This window comes from Arthrobacter cupressi (assembly GCF_900099975.1).
Lineage (GTDB): Bacteria > Actinomycetota > Actinomycetes > Actinomycetales > Micrococcaceae > Arthrobacter > Arthrobacter cupressi.
This window is the reverse complement of the sequence record NZ_FNEI01000003.1, coordinates 41,953-60,033: the sequence shown is the minus strand read 5'-3', so window position 1 is coordinate 60,033 and position 18,081 is coordinate 41,953. Positions and strand designations below refer to the sequence as shown.

Annotated in this window: 12 protein-coding genes and 1 pseudogene; 3 read left to right on the top strand and 10 right to left on the bottom strand. The window is 63.8% G+C overall.

What is annotated here, in order from left to right; translation table 11 throughout:
• Positions 1 to 25: 25 nt before the first annotated feature.
• From BLP88_RS04520 to BLP88_RS04480, 9 genes are all read right to left on the bottom strand, one after another.
• Positions 26 to 1,381: an aldehyde dehydrogenase family protein gene (locus BLP88_RS04520; protein ID WP_074587297.1), complete on the bottom strand. Its 1,356-nt coding sequence runs from the start codon at positions 1,379 to 1,381 to the stop codon at positions 26 to 28.
• Between the two features lie 100 nt (positions 1,382 to 1,481).
• A complete protein-coding gene (gene iolD, locus BLP88_RS04515) occupies positions 1,482 to 3,431 on the bottom strand; it encodes a 3D-(3,5/4)-trihydroxycyclohexane-1,2-dione acylhydrolase (decyclizing) (RefSeq protein ID WP_074587295.1) in 1,950 nt (649 codons plus the stop codon).
• A 180-nt stretch (positions 3,432 to 3,611) separates the two neighbouring features.
• The gene (locus tag BLP88_RS04510) at positions 3,612 to 4,745 is read right to left on the bottom strand and encodes a Gfo/Idh/MocA family protein (RefSeq protein WP_074587293.1); all 1,134 of its coding nucleotides are present in this window, start codon (positions 4,743 to 4,745) and stop codon (positions 3,612 to 3,614) included.
• Positions 4,746 to 4,828: 83 nt separating this feature from the next.
• The gene (locus tag BLP88_RS04505; RefSeq protein ID WP_074587291.1) at positions 4,829 to 6,589 is read right to left on the bottom strand and encodes a hydantoinase B/oxoprolinase family protein; all 1,761 of its coding nucleotides are present in this window, start codon (positions 6,587 to 6,589) and stop codon (positions 4,829 to 4,831) included.
• 2 nt (positions 6,590 to 6,591) lie between these two features.
• Positions 6,592 to 8,682 carry a hydantoinase/oxoprolinase family protein gene (locus BLP88_RS04500; protein WP_074587289.1) on the bottom strand — a complete coding sequence of 697 codons (2,091 nt, stop codon included), beginning with the start codon at positions 8,680 to 8,682 and terminating at the stop codon, positions 6,592 to 6,594.
• A 34-nt stretch (positions 8,683 to 8,716) separates the two neighbouring features.
• Positions 8,717 to 9,616 carry a fumarylacetoacetate hydrolase family protein gene (locus BLP88_RS04495; protein ID WP_074587287.1) on the bottom strand — a complete coding sequence of 300 codons (900 nt, stop codon included), beginning with the start codon at positions 9,614 to 9,616 and terminating at the stop codon, positions 8,717 to 8,719.
• Positions 9,613 to 10,911: an aspartate aminotransferase family protein gene (locus BLP88_RS04490; RefSeq protein WP_084110800.1), complete on the bottom strand. Its 1,299-nt coding sequence runs from the start codon at positions 10,909 to 10,911 to the stop codon at positions 9,613 to 9,615. Before BLP88_RS04490 ends, BLP88_RS04495 begins: the two co-directional genes overlap by 4 nt.
• Before the next feature lie 20 nt (positions 10,912 to 10,931).
• A complete protein-coding gene (locus BLP88_RS04485) occupies positions 10,932 to 11,879 on the bottom strand; it encodes a C-terminal binding protein (protein ID WP_074587283.1) in 948 nt (315 codons plus the stop codon).
• A 221-nt stretch (positions 11,880 to 12,100) separates the two neighbouring features.
• On the bottom strand, positions 12,101 to 13,900 hold the full coding sequence (locus BLP88_RS04480) for a sigma-54-dependent Fis family transcriptional regulator (RefSeq protein WP_074587281.1): 1,800 nt from the start codon (positions 13,898 to 13,900) through the stop codon (positions 12,101 to 12,103).
• Positions 13,901 to 14,316: 416 nt separating this feature from the next.
• Between BLP88_RS04480 and BLP88_RS04475 the strand changes: the two genes are divergently transcribed.
• Positions 14,317 to 14,964, top strand: coding sequence for a TetR/AcrR family transcriptional regulator (locus tag BLP88_RS04475; RefSeq protein WP_074587280.1), 648 nt, complete (start codon positions 14,317 to 14,319; stop codon positions 14,962 to 14,964).
• Between the two features lie 39 nt (positions 14,965 to 15,003).
• Here the strand turns inward: BLP88_RS04475 and BLP88_RS04470 are convergent, their stop codons facing one another.
• Positions 15,004 to 16,467, bottom strand: a complete 1,464-nt coding sequence (locus tag BLP88_RS04470; protein WP_074587278.1) for an APC family permease — start codon at positions 16,465 to 16,467, stop codon at positions 15,004 to 15,006.
• A 160-nt stretch (positions 16,468 to 16,627) separates the two neighbouring features.
• On the opposite strand from BLP88_RS04470, the gene BLP88_RS18905 reads away from it, so the two are divergent.
• Together BLP88_RS18905 and BLP88_RS04465 are read left to right on the top strand one after the other, a co-directional pair.
• Entirely contained in the window at positions 16,628 to 17,458 is an 831-nt protein-coding gene (locus BLP88_RS18905; protein WP_175453488.1) for a hypothetical protein, read from the top strand.
• A 14-nt stretch (positions 17,459 to 17,472) separates the two neighbouring features.
• Positions 17,473 to 17,976 (top strand): annotated as a pseudogene (locus BLP88_RS04465) (type 2 periplasmic-binding domain-containing protein); the annotation flags it as partial.
• Positions 17,977 to 18,081 lie beyond the last annotated feature (105 nt).

Below are 18,081 nucleotides of genomic sequence, written 5' to 3'. Positions count from 1 at the left end.
TCCGGCCTCCTTTCAGCGAAGCGGTCTACTTCGCGAAACGAAACAACTTCTTGTTCGCGAACTCCAGCATGCCGACCTTGCCCAGTTCCCGCCCGTAACCGGACTTCTTCACGCCGCCAAACGGAACGTCGGCGCCGCTGAGGTCATAGGCGCCGACGAAGACCATGCCGACGTCGAGCTGGTTGCCGACGCGCTCGGCGCGCTCAAGATCGTCGCAGATAATCACGGAACCAAGGCCGTACGGCGAAGAGTTCGCGAGCTTGATCGCTTCCTCGTCGCTGCCTACCTTGTAAAGCTGCGCCACCGGCCCGAAGAGTTCCTCGCTGTAGACATCCATCGAGGGGGTGATATTGGTGATCACCGTCGGAGTGAAGACGTTGCCCTGGGGCTCGTTGTTGCCCACCAGGATTTCAGCACCCTGCTCAAGGGCGCCCCGCACCTGCGCGGTCAGGAACCTGGTGGCCGAATCCGAAGAGAGCGGCCCGAAGTCACCGTTCTCGTAGGACTGGCCGGCAATCGCTGCCTTGAACTTCGCCGAGAACTCGTCGAAGTACTCGTCCAGCACGACGATCCTCTTTGAGCCGTTGCAGGACTGCCCGGTGTTGCCCATGCGGCCCATCACGGCCTTCTTCACCGCGAGGTCAATGTCGTCAGTGTCGAGCACCAGGAACACGTCAGCACCGCCGAGTTCCAGCACACATTTCTTCAGCGCGCGTCCGGCCTGCTCAGCCACGATGGCGCCAACCTGCTCCGAGCCTGTCAGCGAAACGCCCTGCACCCGGTCATCGGCAATGATGTCGGAGATTTGCTGGTGGGTGGCGAAAAGGTTGACGTAGGCGCCCTCGGGGAAACCTGCATCGCGGAAGAGTTCCTCCAGCGCAAGCGCCGACTCCGGGCACTGGCTGGCGTGGCGGACAATGACGGTGTTGCCCAGGATGATGTTGGGGATCGCGAAGCGGGCCACCTGGTAGTAGGGGTAGTTCCAGGGCATGATGCCGAGGATCACCCCAACGCCCTGGTACCGGAAGAAGCTCCTCAGGCCGTCAGCGACCTCGAGTTCCTCGTCGGCAAGCCATTCCTCGGCGTGCTCTGCAAACGCTGCCGCGATGGAACCGGAAAACTCGGCCTCCCCAACGGCTTGGTGGAGGGGTTTGCCCATCTCCCGGTTGATGATGGCTGCGAGCTTGTCCTTGCGCTCAACAAAGAGGTCAGCCAGGCGTTGGGCCAGCGCAGCCCGCTCAGCCACGGTGGTGGTGCGTGCCCATTCCTGGTAGGTCTTCTGCGCAGCGCTGAGACCTGCCTCGACCTCTGCATCGGTGGCCGCGGGGTACTCAGCGTGAGTCGCGCCCGTGGCCGGGTCAATAACGGCAAATGCTCCCATTATGCGGTGCTCCTTTTGTCTTTGGTTCGGTTGTCCTGGGGTCCGGTGAGCTGATAGCAAGGCGGGCGGGACCGTCCTCCGACGGTCCCGCCCTGCCTGCTCAACCTGCTTCGGGAGCGGTGGTCGCTGCGTAGTAACGCTGGCGGGCACGGCCCTCAAGGTGCTTGGCGGTCCCCTCCTGGCTCCCGGGCCGCTGGGAGGTCATCGGAACTCCGACGTCCCAGAAGGAGCCGTTGCCGGAGAGGTAGCGCCAGGGCTCCACCTTCGCGACGATGACGGCCGGTCCTTCGACCTTCCGCGCCTCGGTGAGGGCGGCAGAGAACTCCTCGATCGTCGTCGTGGACCACGCGGCGCAACCCATGCTGGCCGCATTGGCGGCGATATCGAATTCAAGGACCGCCCCGTCCAGCCGGCCGGACGTGTTGCCGCGTTCGCGGTACTGGGTGCCGAACTCACGTCCAGGTCCACCCTTGGAGACCTGGAGCGGCCAGATGCACTGGTGTCCGCGGTTGTCGATCACGACGGTGATGATCTTCTTGCGTTCCTGCACCGCGGTGACGAGTTCGGTCGGCTGCATGAGGTACGTGCCATCGCCGATCAGCACGAATACTTCGCCGGGGGCATCCGGGCGGGCTAGCCTGTATCCGAGACCTGCAGGGATTTCGTGCCCCATGCAGGAGTTGGCGTATTCAAAGTGGATTTCAGTGCCGTTGGACGGGTCCCAGGCCTTGTGGATACCTTCGACGACGCCGCCGGAACCCAGGATCAGGGCATCTTCGCTGGTCGCCTGCTTGTTGAGCACCTCGATGACCTGAGCCTGGCTCATCTTCTCGCCGGGGAAAGCCTGGAGGTCGTGCTTGCGAACTTCGCGAGTGGCCTTCTGGGCATCCGCAACGTCGCTGCGGAAGGCTTCCGAGGTACCGTAGCCCGCCGCGGCGAGCCATTCCCGCAGCGCAGACAGGGACAGCCTGGCATCGCCCACCACCGGGAACGAACCCATCTTGTGTGCATCGAACGAGCTCACGTTGAGGTGGACGAACTTCACGTCCGGGTTCTGGAACAGCGAGTGGGAAGCCGTGATGAAGTCCTGGAGGCGGGAACCCACGGTGATGACACAATCGGCGCCGTCGGCGATCTCATTGGCACCAACCGTTCCGGTGACGCCCAGGGCGCCAACGTTGAGTTCGCTGATCGGGCCGCTTCCCTTGCCGGCAAAAGTCTCGGAGACGGGGATGCCGAACTCTGTGCTGAAGCGGGCCAGTTCCTCCTGTGCCTTCGAGTAGCGAACGCCGCCGCCTGCGATGAGCAGGGGACGCTGCGCATTGCGGATGATCTCGGCAGCATCGCGGATCTCATCCTCCACGGCCGGGCGGCGGCGGATGTGCCAGACGCGCGGGGTGAAGAAGGACTCCGGGAAGTCGAATTCCGCACCCTGGATGTCCTGCGGCAGGCACACCACTACGGCACCGGTTTCCACGGGATCGGTGAGGACGCGCATTGCCTCCGGCAGCGTCGACAGCAACTGTGCCGGGTGGGTGATCCGGTCGAAGTAGCGGCTGACCGGACGGAAGCAGTCGTTCGCGGAGACATCCCGTTCAACGGGGTGCTCAATCTGCTGCAGCACCGGATCACCGAAACGGTTGTTGATGATGTCCGCGGGGAACAGGAGCACAGGAAGGCGGTTGGTGGTGGCCGTGGCAGCACCCGAAATCATGTTGGTGGATCCCGGGCCGGCAGAGGCTGTGCAGGCAAGGGTGGCGGCGCGGTTGGAAGCCTTCGCGAAGCCGATCGCGGCGTGGACCATCGACTGCTCGTTCTTGCCCTGATAGTGGGGGAAGTCCACACCGTACTCGTCAATTCCCTGCGCGAGGCCAACGGAGTTACCGTGGCCGAAAATGCCGTACATGCCGGCCACCAGGCGCCTCCGCTCACCGTCGAGTTCGCTGTACTGGACCTGAAGGTACTCAACGATCGCTTGCGCGACAGTGCGGCGGCGGACGTTCTTGGTGCCGACGTCGGTGCCGATATCAGCAGCGGCTGTGCTAGTCATGCGTTCTCCTAAATTCGTAGGTGCGTCGGCACTTGCAAACCGATTCGCCCGAACATCAGGTTTTCACCGCGGGGAGGAAAAGTTGTGTCCCAGTTTGGGACGCAGTTTCCGGCGTAGGACAGCACAACAGCAGCCGACGGCGGCACGTACGTACCGCCGTCGGCTGCTGTTTTTCGGCTGTCAATCGAACCGGTAAGGCTCCTGCGGGCCGACCGAAGGCAGCGGCCGCGGCCGCTCGCAGGTGCTTTCGATTTCGATGTGGCGGCCCTGCTCCGAGGATGCTTCGAAGGCGAGCAGAACTTCCAGGACGTGATAAGCGAAGTCGCCGCCGGTGCGGGGTTCGAGTCCCTTGCGGATGGCATAACCGAACTCAGCCAGCCCGATGCCACGGTAGGCGTCGTCCCGGTGCGTAATCGGCGTCTCCCGCCAGTCGCCCCCGCCCGGGGGAGTCATGTCCAGCGCGAGGTCGCCGGGTTCGCCACGGCGCAGGACCGGCGCTCCGGAGAAGTGGTCCGGGTTGGGCGCGGCCAGGGAGCCGCCCGTGCCGTAAATCTCCAGGTGCGGCAGGTTGTGGTTCCAGATGTCCCAGCTGACGATCACGGTGGCGGCAGCGCCGGACTCGAAGTCGATGGTGCCGGTGACGTGCGTCGGGGTTTGGATCTGGATGACCTCGCCATCCTTGCCGGGACGGGGGCGGGTTTCCGATGAACGCGGCGCAGTTGCGGATACGCGCTTGACCGGGCCGAAAAAGTTCACGAGGTTGGTGATGAGGTAGGGCCCGATGTCGAGCATCGGCCCGGCGCCAGGGCTGTAGAAGGGATCGACATTCGGGTGCCAGTGCTCGTAGCCGCGGCAGGCAAACGACGCGAAGGCAGCCACGGGCCGTCCAATCCAGCCGTCGTCGATGAGCTTGCGGCTGGTCTGCATGCCCGAGCCCAGGAAGGTGGTTGGCGCTGAGCCTACTTTGACACCTGCCTCGCGTGCGGCGTCGAGGATCTGCCGGGCTTCCTCGAGGGAGGTGGCAAACGGCTTTTCCGAGAGAACGTGTTTGCCCGCGGCAATGGCCTGGAGGGTCACGGGCGCGTGGAGCTTCGGCGGCGTAAGGTTGAGGACCAGTTCCACCTCGTCGTCGGCCAGCAGTTCCTCGGGTGAGAGCGCCTTGGGAACCGAATATTCTGCTGCCCGGGCTTTGACGGCTTCCGAATTCACGTCCGCGAGCGCCACGACCTCGACGTCAGGATGGACGCCGATCTTGTCCAGGTATTGATTGAGAACGTTTCCGACGCCGATGATGCCGACTCGAATGGGTTCCATGGTGAATCTCCGTACTTAGTTATTGAAACCTTCCGGGGCGAGGAATATACCCCGCCCCGGAACTAGTTGCGAGAGCTGGTGTCTTAGCTGGCGAGGCGCTCTTGGCGGGCCTTGGCCGTGGCTTCTTCGTCCACTTTGCCGTCAGCGATGACGACGCCGTAGTCTGCGGCCGCCGCTTCCAGGGACACCCGGGATTCGCGGTAGTCGTCGAGGACTGCCAGGACGTCACGTTCCAGCGGGTTGCCGTATCCGCCACCGCCGGGCGTGATGGAAACGACCTTTTCGCCGGACTGCAGGTCATAGCGGCCTACTACGGGAATCTCGCGGCGTTCACCGGTTGCCAGGTCCTCCACCCAGGTTGAGGGCACGGCGCCGTCGTGGCCGCCCCGAACGCCCTTGGGCGGGTTCAGCTTGCCCTCGATGCCGTAGGTGAGGGTCACGCTTTCCCCACGAGGTTCCATGGTGACGCGGGTAGCGAGTCCGCCGCGCTGCCGGCCTGCTCCGCCGGAATCTGCCACCAGGGAGCGTTCGTGGATCAGGATCGGGTAGCGCTGCTCGTCCACCTCGACGCTGTCGTGGTACAGGAGGGCTCCGCAGACGGGGCGCTGGTAGGTTGGCCAGCCATCGACGTAGGGAGTCGCCGGACCGCCGACGCCGCCCACCAGGATCTGGTTCACGTAGGGGTTGCCGTTGCGGTCATCGATGCCCGAGATGACGGACTTGGCAGGTGCCTGACCGGCAGCCCCCTCAGCGGTGCCGTAACCGTCGTCGATCTGGGAGAACGCGGCCTGGACGATGTTCACCACGCGGTCAGCGAGGTTGGTGGTGCCAGACGAGCACGAGTACGGGTGCTTCGGGACGCCAACGGCGCAGCCGTCCCGCAACAGCACTTCAACCCGGCGGAACGTACCCGCGTTGCTCGGCAGGTTCTCCGGGATCCCCGAGAGGATGCCCGCCAGTGCGGCACCCGTTGCGGTAGCCTTCGTCAGGTTCAGGCCGTTGGGGAGGTTGTCCGGGTTGTCGCGAAGGTCGATGACAATCTTTCCTTGCTTGGGCTTCACCTCGAGGGTTGCCTGCAGGTGCACGCCGTCCGGGCCAGTGCCCGGGAACGGGTCGTGGGCCGAGGTGCCGTGGAGGACGTACTCGGGCAGGGTCTCAATGGCGCTGGCCGTCAAGCGTTCGGAGTAGTCGAACCAGGCGTCCACGAAGTCCACCAGGTCGTCGACGCCGAACTTTTCGGCGAGCTCGTGGATTCGGCGTTCGGCGATGCGGGAAGCACCCACCGATGCGAGGTAGTCGCCGTACCACTGGTCCGGCACACGGATGCGGGAGCGGCACATGCGGATGATGTCGTCGATGTCCGTGTAGTCACGCTGGATGCGGACGCACGGGAAGATCAGGGCACCTTCCTCGTAAACGTCCCGGGCAGTGGCGAAGAACGTGGTGGGAAGCGAGTTGCCGCAGTCTGCCTGGTGGGCCTTGGTAACTGCGGTGAACAGGTGCCGTCCCTGGATGAAGATGGGCACCAGGATCACATGGTCGGCCGCGTGCGAGTTACCCAGGTAGGGGTCGTTGTGCAGGAACGCATCGCCTTCCCGGATGTCGTTGTGCAGTTCCACCATGTCTTCGCCGAGCGGGCCGGCCCCGAACACGTGCACCGGCACGCCTTCGGCAGCGGCGAGCAGCTGGTTGTCGGCCGTCAGCACGGCACAGGAGAAGTCGCGGGCCGTGTTGATGACAGACGAACGGGCCGAGCGCAGCAGGCCGCTGGTCATCTCCCGGACGATGCCGTCGAATGCGTTGGCTAGTACCGAGAGCTTTACGGGGTCGAATTCGCGCGCCACGGTTACGCCTCCTTACGGGTGAGGTAGATGTTGGATCGTTCGTCGAGGGTGGCGTTCCACTCCGGCGGCACGACGATGGTGGTGGTGGGCTGGTCGATAACCGCGGGACCGACGATCTTGTCCCGGGGTGCAAGCGTCACGCCGCGGTACCGCTGGGTGCTGAAGCTTTCGCCGCCGAAAACAATGGAGTCGGTGCGGTGAACTTCTCCGGTCCGGCTGACTTCCGCATCCTCCTTGGAGTGCTCCGGCCGGGGGATTTCCACCCGGACGCCCCAGGTGATGATTTCGACACGGCTGTCCGGATCGTGCGTACCGTTGCGGCGGTCGTGCTCTTCGTGGAAGGCGCGCTCAATAGTTGCTGCGGCGTCGCCGGCGGCGTCGGGGGCCGCGTCAAGGTAGACGCGCAGATCCCACGCCTGGCCCGGGTAGCGGGCATCGACGAAGTAGCTGACGTTCGGCGCCTCGCCCACGCCGTTGAAACGCTCGGCGAAGACGTTCGCCTTGGACGTGAGCTCCTTCACCGCGCGGGCGGCCGAACCGGCGTCGAAACTGCGGGTGTCGTTGTGCAACGGCGAGAGGAACTCCGTTGCGATCGGTGCGCGGTGGGCGCCATAGGCGGCCAAAACACCGGCGGTTGCCGGAATGAGCACGGTGTCGGCTTCAAGAAGGACACCGATCGCGGCGGCAACCATGGCACCGGCGCCACCGCCGGCCACGATCAGGGCGCCGCGGGGGTCCACGCCCTGTTCGAGTGCGGCCTGGCGGATGGCCGTGGCCATATGGTTGGCGGAAACGTCCAGGATGGCCTGCGCAGCCTGCAAGGTGTCCATCTTGAGGGGGCCGGCGATTCGGGTGTCGATGGCCCTGACGGCCGCCTCGCGGTCGAGGGTGAACCCGCCTTCGAAGCCTTCGGTGTCGAGGTAACCGAGCGCCACGCAGGCGTCGGTGACCGTGGGTTCTTCACCACCGCGGCCGTAGGCAGCTGGGCCGGGGGTGCTGCGTGCACTTTGCGGACCCACGCGAAGCAGGCCGCCGCCGTCGATCCATGCAATGCTGCCGCCACCGGCACCGATGCTGGAGACGGCCACGGAAGACAGGCCGGTCAGGTGGCCGACGAACGGCTCGCCGAGCCAGGCTTCCCTGGTGTGGCGGACAACGCCCTCTTCCACGAGGGAAACATCGAACGTGGTGCCACCCATGTCGCATACCACTACGGTGTCGCGGTCCGGGGCGGCCGCCGCACCCACGAGCGGCGCCATGGAGGGGCCGGAGTTCAGCAGCAGCACCGGACGGTCCAGGACGTCCGCGACGTCGAGCACGGCGCCTTCGGAGGTAACCACCAGCAGGTCCCCCGCGAAACCGAATTCCTGAAGGTCCGAACGCAGCTTGCCCAAGTGGTCGGCCATTAGCGGCTTCAAGGAGGCGTCGATTGAGGCAGCCGAGGAACGGCGGTACTCGCGGATGGTGGGGTTCGCCTCGTTGGAGAGCGTGTATGGAACACCAGGCAGGATTTCCTTGATGAGTTCCGCGATGCGCCGCTCGTGGACGTCGTTGATGATCGACCAGAGGAAGGAGACGGCCACGGCCTCGATGCCCTGCTCCTTGAAGGAGCCCAGGATTTCGCGGACCTGCTCTTCGTCCAACGGCACCAGGACATCGCCTTCAGCGGAAACACGTTCCCGGATCTCGAAGGTCAGCTGGCGCGGAATGTAGGGCGGCGGGTAGGCGGCCTTGGAGTCGAACGCGTCGCGGCGTCCACCTTCGCGGAGCAGCAGGGTATCGGCAAAGCCTTCGGTGGTCAGCAGTGCGGTCTTGGCGACCTTGCCGGTGAGGACTGCGTTGGTGGCGTGGGTGGTGCCGTACACGATCACGTCCGCGTTGCGCAGGACCTCGTCGCCGCTCCATCCAACGGACTCGGCGGCCCGGCGGACCGAAGCTTCGAAGCCGGTAAAGACACGGTCATAGGTGGTCAGTGCCTTGCCGACTGCCATGTCGCCCGTGGTTGAGTCGAGCACCACGTCCGTGAACGTGCCGCCCGTGTCGACGGCGATGCGGTACCTCGCCTCGCTTGGCTGTGTTTGAACTTCACTCATGGTTCTTTGTTACTTTCGTAGAGTTTGCAGGGGTTTAGAGCTGGGGTTTGCCGACGCGGTTGCGAAGCAGCCCCACTTTTTCGATCTCGATTTCCACCGTGTCGCCCGGCTCCAGCCAGACGGGCGGGTTCCGCTTCGCACCGATGCCTTGCGGTGTCCCGGTCGCGATGACGTCACCCGGCTCGAGCGTGAGGAAGCTCGACAAGTAGGAAACGATGCGCGCGATGGGGAAGATCTGGTGACGCGTGTTGGAGCGCTGCATTTCAACGCCGTTCACCCGTGTGACCAGCTCAAGTGTTTGCGGGTCTCCGATTTCATCGAGGGTGACCAGGGCCGGTCCCCAGGGCGTTGAGCCATCAACGGCTTTGCCGGCCAGCCACTGGGTTCCGCGGTACTGGAGATCGCGGGCGGTCACGTCGTTCAACGGTGCGAGGGCGGCGACGTACTGGAGTGCTTCGGCTTCCGAAACGTCGCTTGCGCGGCGCCCGATGACCACTGCGACCTCCCCTTCGAAGTCGAGGTTTTCGCTGACGCGGGCCCCGCCGATCTCGTCCTCGGGACCGATCATGGTGGAGGCGAACTTGGCAAAGACGTCCGGGTATTCGGGGAATGCCCGTCCGGTTTCCGCCACGTGGTCCTTGTAGTTGAGTCCGATGCAGAGCACCTTCGCCGGGTCCGTGACCGGGGTCGTGATCCGAACGTCGGACAGCGCGCCGACCCGGGCCACCGGGTCCTGCGCAACGAGCGCGGTCACCTCGGCAGAGATCGCCGCGATCCGTTCACCGTAGAGTTCGAGGAATTCTCGGACGGAGGCCGTTGCGCCGTGGACTGCTTCCTTCGACCCCTGCAGAAGGAGCTCGAGGTCGTAGACCGAGTCTTCAATCAGGACCCCGCCCCGGATACCGGATTCGTGTTCGTAGGAGATGAGCTTCACAGTTCCTGGCTCCCGTCTTTTGCTTCGGCGCTTCCGGCCACCGCAAGCACGGCGTCGGCGAGGCGCTCAGCGATGTCAGCGGCGACGTGTTCGTTCATGGGCGTGGAGAGGGAGAGCAGGTTGGCCGGCGAACCAAGCAGGCCGCGCTCGTAGCTTGCCCACCACAGGCGGTGCTGGATGTCCTCACTGACCTTTTCCGCTCCTCCGGGAACTGCCCGGAGCAGCGAGCCACGGCCACGGATTTCCCAACCCGCCTCGGCGATTTTGGACTGGACAGCCTCGCGGGTGGTGTCCCCCAGGCGGTTCAGGCGCTGCACTTCCTCGTGCGGGTAGAGGCGCAGTGCGGCCGCGCCGGCGGCCATGCTGACGGGGTTTCCCGAGAACGTGCCACCGTGGGGAAGGCTGCCAGGGCGGGTCGGGTCGACCTCCGCCATGAGCTCTGCCCGGCCGACCACTGCCCCAACTGCGAAGCCGCCGCCAATCAGTTTGCCGGTGGTGAGTAGATCGGGCGCGACGCCGTATTCTCCGCTCAGGCCGTTGTAACCGAGTCGCAAGCTGATGACCTCGTCGATGATCAGCACAATGCCGAAGCGCGTCGCGAGATCGCGCGCCTCCCGTACGAAATCCTCGGAGATGCTCAGCAGGCCGGCCCGGTTGGGCAGGAGGTCGAGAATGATGGCCGCGTACGCGTCCGGTGCGGCTTCAACAGCCTGGCGCAGGAACTGGATGTCATTGAGCGGCACTGCAGTGACGTCGTCGATGACGCCCTGGGTGACGCCCCGGGTGTAGCTCGGACCGCCAGGCACCAGCGCGACCTCGGAGGTGCCGTGGTAGCCGCCCTTGGTGACAACGACCCGCTCCCGGCCGGTGCTGGCCCGCGCGATCCGGATCGCCGACATCACCGCTTCAGTGCCGGAGTTCGTAAAGCGCACTTGGTCGAGGTCCGGCAGGCGTGAAAGCAGCAGGTCTGCAAGGTCCCATTCGTAGAGGTTGGGGATGCCCCAACTGGCTCCGCTTGAGAGGGCTTTCGTGGCTGCTTCCGTGATCTCGGGGTGGGCGTTGCCGTGGATCAGTGATGTGAAGTTGTTGTTTGCATCGATCAGTTCGCGGCCGCGGTCATCCCACACCCGGTAGCCTTCGCCCCGGATCGCATAGGGGCTCGGTGCACCGGTGTAGTAGGTTGACCGTCCGTAGCCACCCGGCAGCAGGGGGAAACCCCGGGGTCCCCTGCGCAGGTGCGGATCCTCCGCAAGATCGCGCTCTGCGGCGTGTTCCAAGTGTGTGTTCGTTCCCAATTCGTCCTTCTCCAGTCTTTTCAGTTCACAAGATCGATCAGCGGCTGTCCGGTGAGTGCGAGCCGCACCCGCTCCACCGCGCCGTCCTGCAGGGCGCCCGTCGAGCGGTTCGAACGCCAGGCGATATGCGGCGTGAGGATGGCGTTGGGAGCGGAACGGAGCGGGTGCTCCGGACCGAGGGGCTCGTGGGCGAAAGTATCGATCCCCGCACCGGCAATGTGCCCGGAGGTCAGCGCTGCTGCGAGGGCGGCTTCATCGATGAGGCCTCCGCGCGAGACGTTAACGACCACGGCGCCCTTGCGCATCTTTGCCAGAACGTCTCCGGAGACAAGGTTTGCGGTGTCGTCGTTCAGGGGAAGATGCAGGGAGACGACGTCGGAGTTCTCCAATACGTCCTCGAGTCCGGTCATTTCCACGAAGCTGTCCGTGACGAAGGGGTCATAGGCCCGTACCCGCGCTCCAACGGCTTGGTACATCCGCGCCACGTGCTGGCCAATTCGCCCCATTCCAAGAACCCCGACCTCGAGTTCGGAGAGCACCGGAGTGTCGTAGCCGATGGTTCCGGCCCATCCGAGGTCGCGGATCGAGGCGTCACCGGCGGGCAGGCGCCGGGCCAGCGCGAGGCCCATGGCAAATGCGTGCGAGGCGACCTCTTCCGAAGCAGTTCCCGGGACGATGGATACAGGAATGCCGGCTTCCGTGGCTGCGGCAACATCGATGTTGTCGTAGCCGATGCCGTAGCGGATCACGGCCCGGCACTTGCGCATCACCGGGAAATCCGCGGCGGTAAGTTTGGCGTAAGGCGTGATCATCACAATGTCGGCTTCAGGAAGCCCTGCGCGGAAGCCGACTGCGTCTGCCGCGGGATTGAGTTTGTAGCCGAACTCTTCCGCAAGCGCATGCTCGCGGTCCAGGTTCGGGAAATGGTGAGGGGCCACAAGAATGGTTCCCTGGGCATCGCGGGTCATAGTTTCTCGTCCTGTTCGTGTCGTACCCTCGTTCGCTGCCAGCACCCCTTCGGAAGGTGCCGGTTTCGGGTGATTTCAAGTACAGCGCGATAACAACAGGCATATCCGTGCCAGATCGAGACACACAGGTGGGACAGCTGTGCCTGGGGGTCCCAGGCTCCCGGGGCAGCCCGAAGGGCCGGCCATCCACGATGGCCGGCCCTTCTATGCCGGGTGTTCGGCTAGAGGTCGAAGCCCCGGCTGCGGAAGTAATCCATCCGGCGGTAGAGCGTCGAGCGGCCGATCTGGAGCGTCTCTGCCGCCAGGCTTCGGTTGCCGTTCGCTTCCGTGAGGGCGCTGCGGAGTTCGCTGAGCTCGGCGTCTTCCAGCCTCGAGAGCCGACCCTTGGTCAAGACACGGTGGAAGCCTTGCGGCAGGTCGTCCACGGTGACTTCGGCACCTTCCGCACGCTCAACCGCGTTCGACACCACAGCCCGCAGCTGGTCAATGTTCCTCGGCCAGTCGGCGTGGGTCAGTGTGGTGATGAGCCTCCGGGACAACCTTCGTTCTCCCAGTTCCTCGGCGACGGCGTTTGCGAGTTGCGGGATATCTTCCCGCCTGTTCCGCAGCGGGGCGACGGAGATCTCAAGGACGTCAAAGGCCTCAGAGAGCAGCAATGTGGCATCCGTGGGCCGCGCAATGGTGAAGATCAGCTTGGTGGCTGTGTTGCCCCGCAGGCTCTGCGCTATCTCGCTGGCTTCGTTCTGCGAGAGTTCATCGGCATGCTCAACGATCAGCGTCTGTGGCAGCTCCGTTGTCACGCGGTGAACCAGATCCCTGAACTGCGGATTCCTGAGCGCGCCGCTGCGCGCGTCGACCACCATTTGACCGCCCCGGAGCGAGGCGATGGCGCTGGCCAGGCGGCGTTTTCCGCTGCCCAGTTCACCTATCATCACCACGGACCGTTCCTGGTCAACGGCCTTGCGAGCGAGATTCAGGGTGCGCTTGAACTCGGTGCTCGTCCCGTCGAGCTGGGACATCAAGCGATCCACGGTCCCTTGGCCGGCGCCTTCCAGCTGCTGCGGGACGCTCTTGGTTTCGACGGTACGTTCTTTGGATGGAGCGTGGGGCCGGACCACGACAATAGCCCCGACATTCGCGGCTGAGAGCGTCACCGGGGAGACTTCCAAGGTGGCCGGCCCTGGTCCCTGCAGCATTACCTCGCAGGTCATGTCCCGGCCGGAGGACATCACGGCTTTGGCATAGCCCGAGATGATCGAGAAGTCGCTGTCTTCCAATGAAGCGGTCGCCGAAGCGTTCAGGAGCGAGTTTTTTCCGTCCAGTGCGATAACGGCACGGTTGCCCCTTCGACGGGAAATCCTCAGGTATTCGCTAAGCAGCGCACGCTCCCTGGAAGAAGTCCGTACCTCGATGTCGCGCTCGATTCGTGAGGCTACGCCTTCGAGCATCAGCAGCGTTGAAGAAGGCTCAAGGGTGGACACCCGGTTGGCGGGAAGCGTCAGGCCAATAACGGCCCGCACCCGGTTGTGGAAGGGGTCCCTTACCAGCGACGCAAAGCACCAGTTGCCGCGCATGTCCTCCCGGAAGTGTTCCTCAGGGGCCAGCCAGACTCCCCGTCCTTCTTCCAGGGCAAGCCCTTCCCCGTTGCTGCCGCAGCTCTCCTCCAGCAGCGAGTAGCCGGCGGGAAAGCCGTCATCGCGCAGGAAGTCCGCCTTCACGAGCACGCCGTTAGGCGCCGTCAGGCTTACATATCCACCCAAGTCCGCCGCAACCTCATCGAGCTTCTGCAGGTGCGGGCCGGCGGCATGGATCGTGTATTCATCCACCCGGCCCTCGTCGAAGAATCCCCGATCGGCAACGGCATCGACTCCAGCGGCCCGGCTTCGGTACCAGGAGCGGGCCACGATCGGCCGGATCCCCGTCAGATCAGCGTGAGGTTGCATCAGGAACAGCTCACGAACTCGATCAGTTGCGCGTAGTGACTCATGAGTCCAGGGGGACAGCACTTCAGCCGCGGCCATTTTCTCCGCCTTCTTCGGTCCTGCGAGTGCGGAATGCGAAGGGCCTCCTGGCACGGCCTGCCTTGCGTCGGAACACAGACTGGGCGTTCCAGTTTTCGTTCGAGGCCGCATTATCCTCGAGTGCCCTGGCACGAATATATGCAGCCACCATGCCTGAAAGGCCGCTGCCAAGGATGACGTCGCTCCGGCTGGCCCCCACGCCCGGATATTCGGTGACCATGTTCTTGCTCTTCCCGCTCAGACCACGCTTAGGGCTCCAAGGGAGGTGCCCTTTCCTGCCAGATCCAGCTTAGCTAACTAATGGTCGTTAGGGAAGGGTTTTTTGCGGGATTTGGCGCATTCGAGCGGCGCCGCCGGGGCGTCTTTCCATGGACCGCAAGGGTGACCAACCCCCTGGCTGTTACGATGACGGAATTATGAGCGTTACGTCATACGAGGCCGCCCTTGACGCCTTTGTCCACCGCCTTGAGGAGTGGAACTGGGCGGGGCAGAAAGCCGCTCGCCAGCACATCCTCGAAGCTTTCCTCGAACTGGCTATAGCCAATGGCTTCAACTCCGTGTCCATGCGAACCATTGCGAACGCAGTCAACATCAAGCCGCCCAGCCTCTACTCGCATTTTCCGGCGGGGAGGGATGAGATCGTGGCCGAGTCGCTGCGCTGGCATTTCCATCGTTTCGGCGTCGCCCTGATCGAGGCCGTGAGTCCGGCCTCCTCGGCCGATGAATTCTGGGACTCCATGGTCAGGCTCCACTTCACGCGCCAGGTGCGACTGCCCGAGAGCAATCTCTGGGACTTGTTGGTAGCGACGGACAGAATGGCCGGCATCCTCCCCCGTGACCTGCGCGCCCAAGTGGACGACTGGATCGATCTCCACGAGAACATGTACGTGGCGGCAGCGCACGACATGGGATTTCCGAAGCCTCGGGAGCACGTCAAAGTTGTCATGACGCTGCTCGAGGGAGCCACGCGGTGGGCATCACCCGAGTCCGACGACGCCGAGCTCAAGGAGCTCGCGGACCGGGCGGTCCTGATTTCGCGAACCGTCCTCGGCATCGAGTTCTGAGCGCCGGACCCTTTTGCTCCACATGACCGCTTCCAAGCGTCAGTCGATTTTCCGCCGGCCGAGCCGCGCGTAGATTTCGGGGCGCTTTGAACGGAGGAAGAATGCGTACGCGATGCCGCCAAAGAACAGCGCGAAGGTGAAGGTCATGAAAATGACAGTCATCACCGCCGAGCCTCCGATGAGGTCCGGGTAGTTGGTGATCGCCAGGTAGGTGATGGCGCCAAGGAAGAGCACGCTGATGATCGGCGCGATGATGGTCTTCCAGACCGACTCCGGCGCGGAACCGCGGCGGCGGAGGAAGTAGACGAACACCGCAAAACTGGTGATGAACATCAGCAGGAGCACGGCAAAAGTGCCGCTGCCCGAGGCGATGGGATACAGGGCGTCCGGCGCGACACCCAGAACCGTGAAAATCACGGTTGCCACAGCCCAGAGGAGACCGACGGCAAGGGCCGAAACGTACGGCGACTTATGGCGGGGATGCACCCGTCCAAGGACTGGCGGCAATGCATGGTCGGCGGCGAGCGAGAAGCTGTACCGTGCGGCGATGTTCTGGATGGACAGCATGCATGCCAGGACGGATGTAATGAGCAGGATCATGGCAACATCCGCGAAAATCTTGCCCGCCAATGCGGCAACGGCGTCGTTGAACAGATTCACAGTATTGCTTTCCGCCGCGGCCTGTACGTTGCCTGGCCCGAGGAAGGCGATGAAAGCCCAGGCGGCAACTGCGTAGAAGAGGCCAATGCCAATGACAGCCAGGTACGTTGCCCGCGAGATCGTCTTATCCGGGTTTTTAACCTCGTCCCGGTAGATCACAGTCGCTTCGAAGCCAAAGAAGTTCCCGACGGCGAACAGCAGCGCGAGGCCGATGCTCGCATCAGTGAGGGAGGGAAGGGCGAATCCTGCACCTTGCACAGCATCAAGTCCGTTCGCAGAGAATGACGCCACGTCGAAGACGACGATGACAGCCACCTCGAGAAGCATGACGGCCGTGAGCAACTTCGCAGAGAGGTCGATGCGGTTATACGCAAGGACTGTGGTGGCGGCGATGATGCCGAGCGCGTACCAGTACCAGGGAACGCCGGGGCCGTTGAGCGTGTTGACGACAAATCCCTGGAGGGTCACGCCGAAAAACGAAGGGGCGAAGAATCCAATGAGGATGTAGCCGAAGAGGGCCAAGAAGGCGCCTCCGAGGCCTGCAGGCTTGCCCAAACCGGCAGTGACAAAGGAGTAGAAACCTCCCGCGCCGCGGACGCTGCGGCTCATCTTCACGAAGCCGACGGAGAAGATCAGCAACATCAATGTGACCAACATATAAATGGCCGGAGCCGTCTGGCCGCTGAACATCAGCAGGACGGGCAGCGTGCCGGCGACAGTTGCCAGCGGCGACGAGAACGCGAGCACGTTCATCACGAGCTCCCCGACTCCCATGTTCCCGCTGAGCCGATTCTCCTGGGCGGGGCGCGCTACCTTCGGCGCCTCAATGGTGGTGTTGTTCATGTAGTCCTCGTCACTAAATCCTGAGTGCTGAATCACAGTAGCGAGCGGACACCCCGCTGACGCTGTGCCAGATCGGGACACCTGTGGTGTAGGCGGCGCTCGGGCTCCGGCCAGGAAGCTATCCTGCTGTCCCGAGGAGTGCCTCGCTAGACTGCCGATCATGTTGTTGGAAATCGGTAGGACGCGGCTCGTCGATGAGTCCCAGTCGTCCGTGCTGCGGTTCGGCGAAGGGGAGAAAACGAAGGGCGAGTGGGCCGGGCGACGTCTAATGTGGGAAGGCCCGGATCCTGCCTTTGAGCTTTCGTTCTGGTGTGGAACGTGCCCACTGCTGTTCAAGCGTCTGGAAGGCGCAACTGAGCGTTTGTCGCTCCCTGAAATGCAGCAGTCCCTGAACTCAGGCCTTGAGAACATCGACGACGGAGTTCTTGAAGCGTTCTGCACAATGCTGCCCGGTGGGTCGTATGTTCCGATGCTTCTCAGATTGCAGCCCCAACTCGTGTTTCCGGGCAGAGCGGGAGACTACTTCAGCGAGGAACAAGTCGACACGTGGGGAGTGTCAGGGTTCTGGGGTCTGCCCGAATATCCGCAAACACCGTATTACCGGACGTGGCAGGCCCCGGTCGACTCGTCTGCGCATGCATTCGAGTTCGTCGTCCCAATGGTGCCGCCTGCCTGGAACGAACCTGATCGGGTCAAAGAGTATGCCCGGAAACTCTCTAACTCTTCGACGCCGACAGCCGTGGCTGTCTCGATCCTCGACGTCTGCCAGCCCGCAGTGGACCGCGGCACCGACTATTGTGCCCACTGGGGTCTTACTCACTTCCTGCTTGATGGCCATCACAAGATGCAGGCTGCAGCAGAATCACAACGCCCGCTGCAATTGCTGTCTCTGCTATCAGTTGATGCCAGCTTGGCAAGAGGACCCGATATAGAGCGGATGATCGAAGTCCGCGCCCGGCCCCAAGCACGTAGGCACCCTGCGGGGCCGTAAACTCGCCACCGCCCTACCGCACCGATCTCCTGGGCTTCTACGCGAAGAGCGACTCTCCGATTGGCTCCGTGAAGGAAGCGAAGGATGTGGCGGGCAAGAGGGTGATCGTGGGCTCGGGCACCAACCAGGAAGCCATCCTGGTGCGCTGGGACGAGGAGAACAAGAAGAACGGCCTGCCGCCGGTCGACTTCCAGTATTACGACGACGACTCGGCCTCCTCGCTGGCAATCCAGTCCGGCCGTGCGGACCTGACCTTCGGTCCCAACGCGGGGGCCGCGTACAAGGCAGCGAAGGACGGCAAGACCAAGCAGGTGGGCACCGTCAACGGCGGCTGGCCGCTGAAGGCCGACATCGCGTTCACGACGAAGAAGGGGAACGGACTGGCGGTTGCGGCGCAGGCTGCTCTTAATACGCTCATTAAGAACGGGACGTACGGGAAGATCCTGGACCGCTGGGGGCTTTCTTCGGAGGCTATTGCCAAGTCGGAGCTGAACCCGCCGGGGTTGCCTAAGAAGTAGGTTCCGCCTATTGACTTAGCAGCATGGAATGGCGCCTGACAGCCAGTGCTGTCACGAGAACACGCGAAGCCGCATGTTGCTGTCCGGATGCAGCAAAATAGCAAA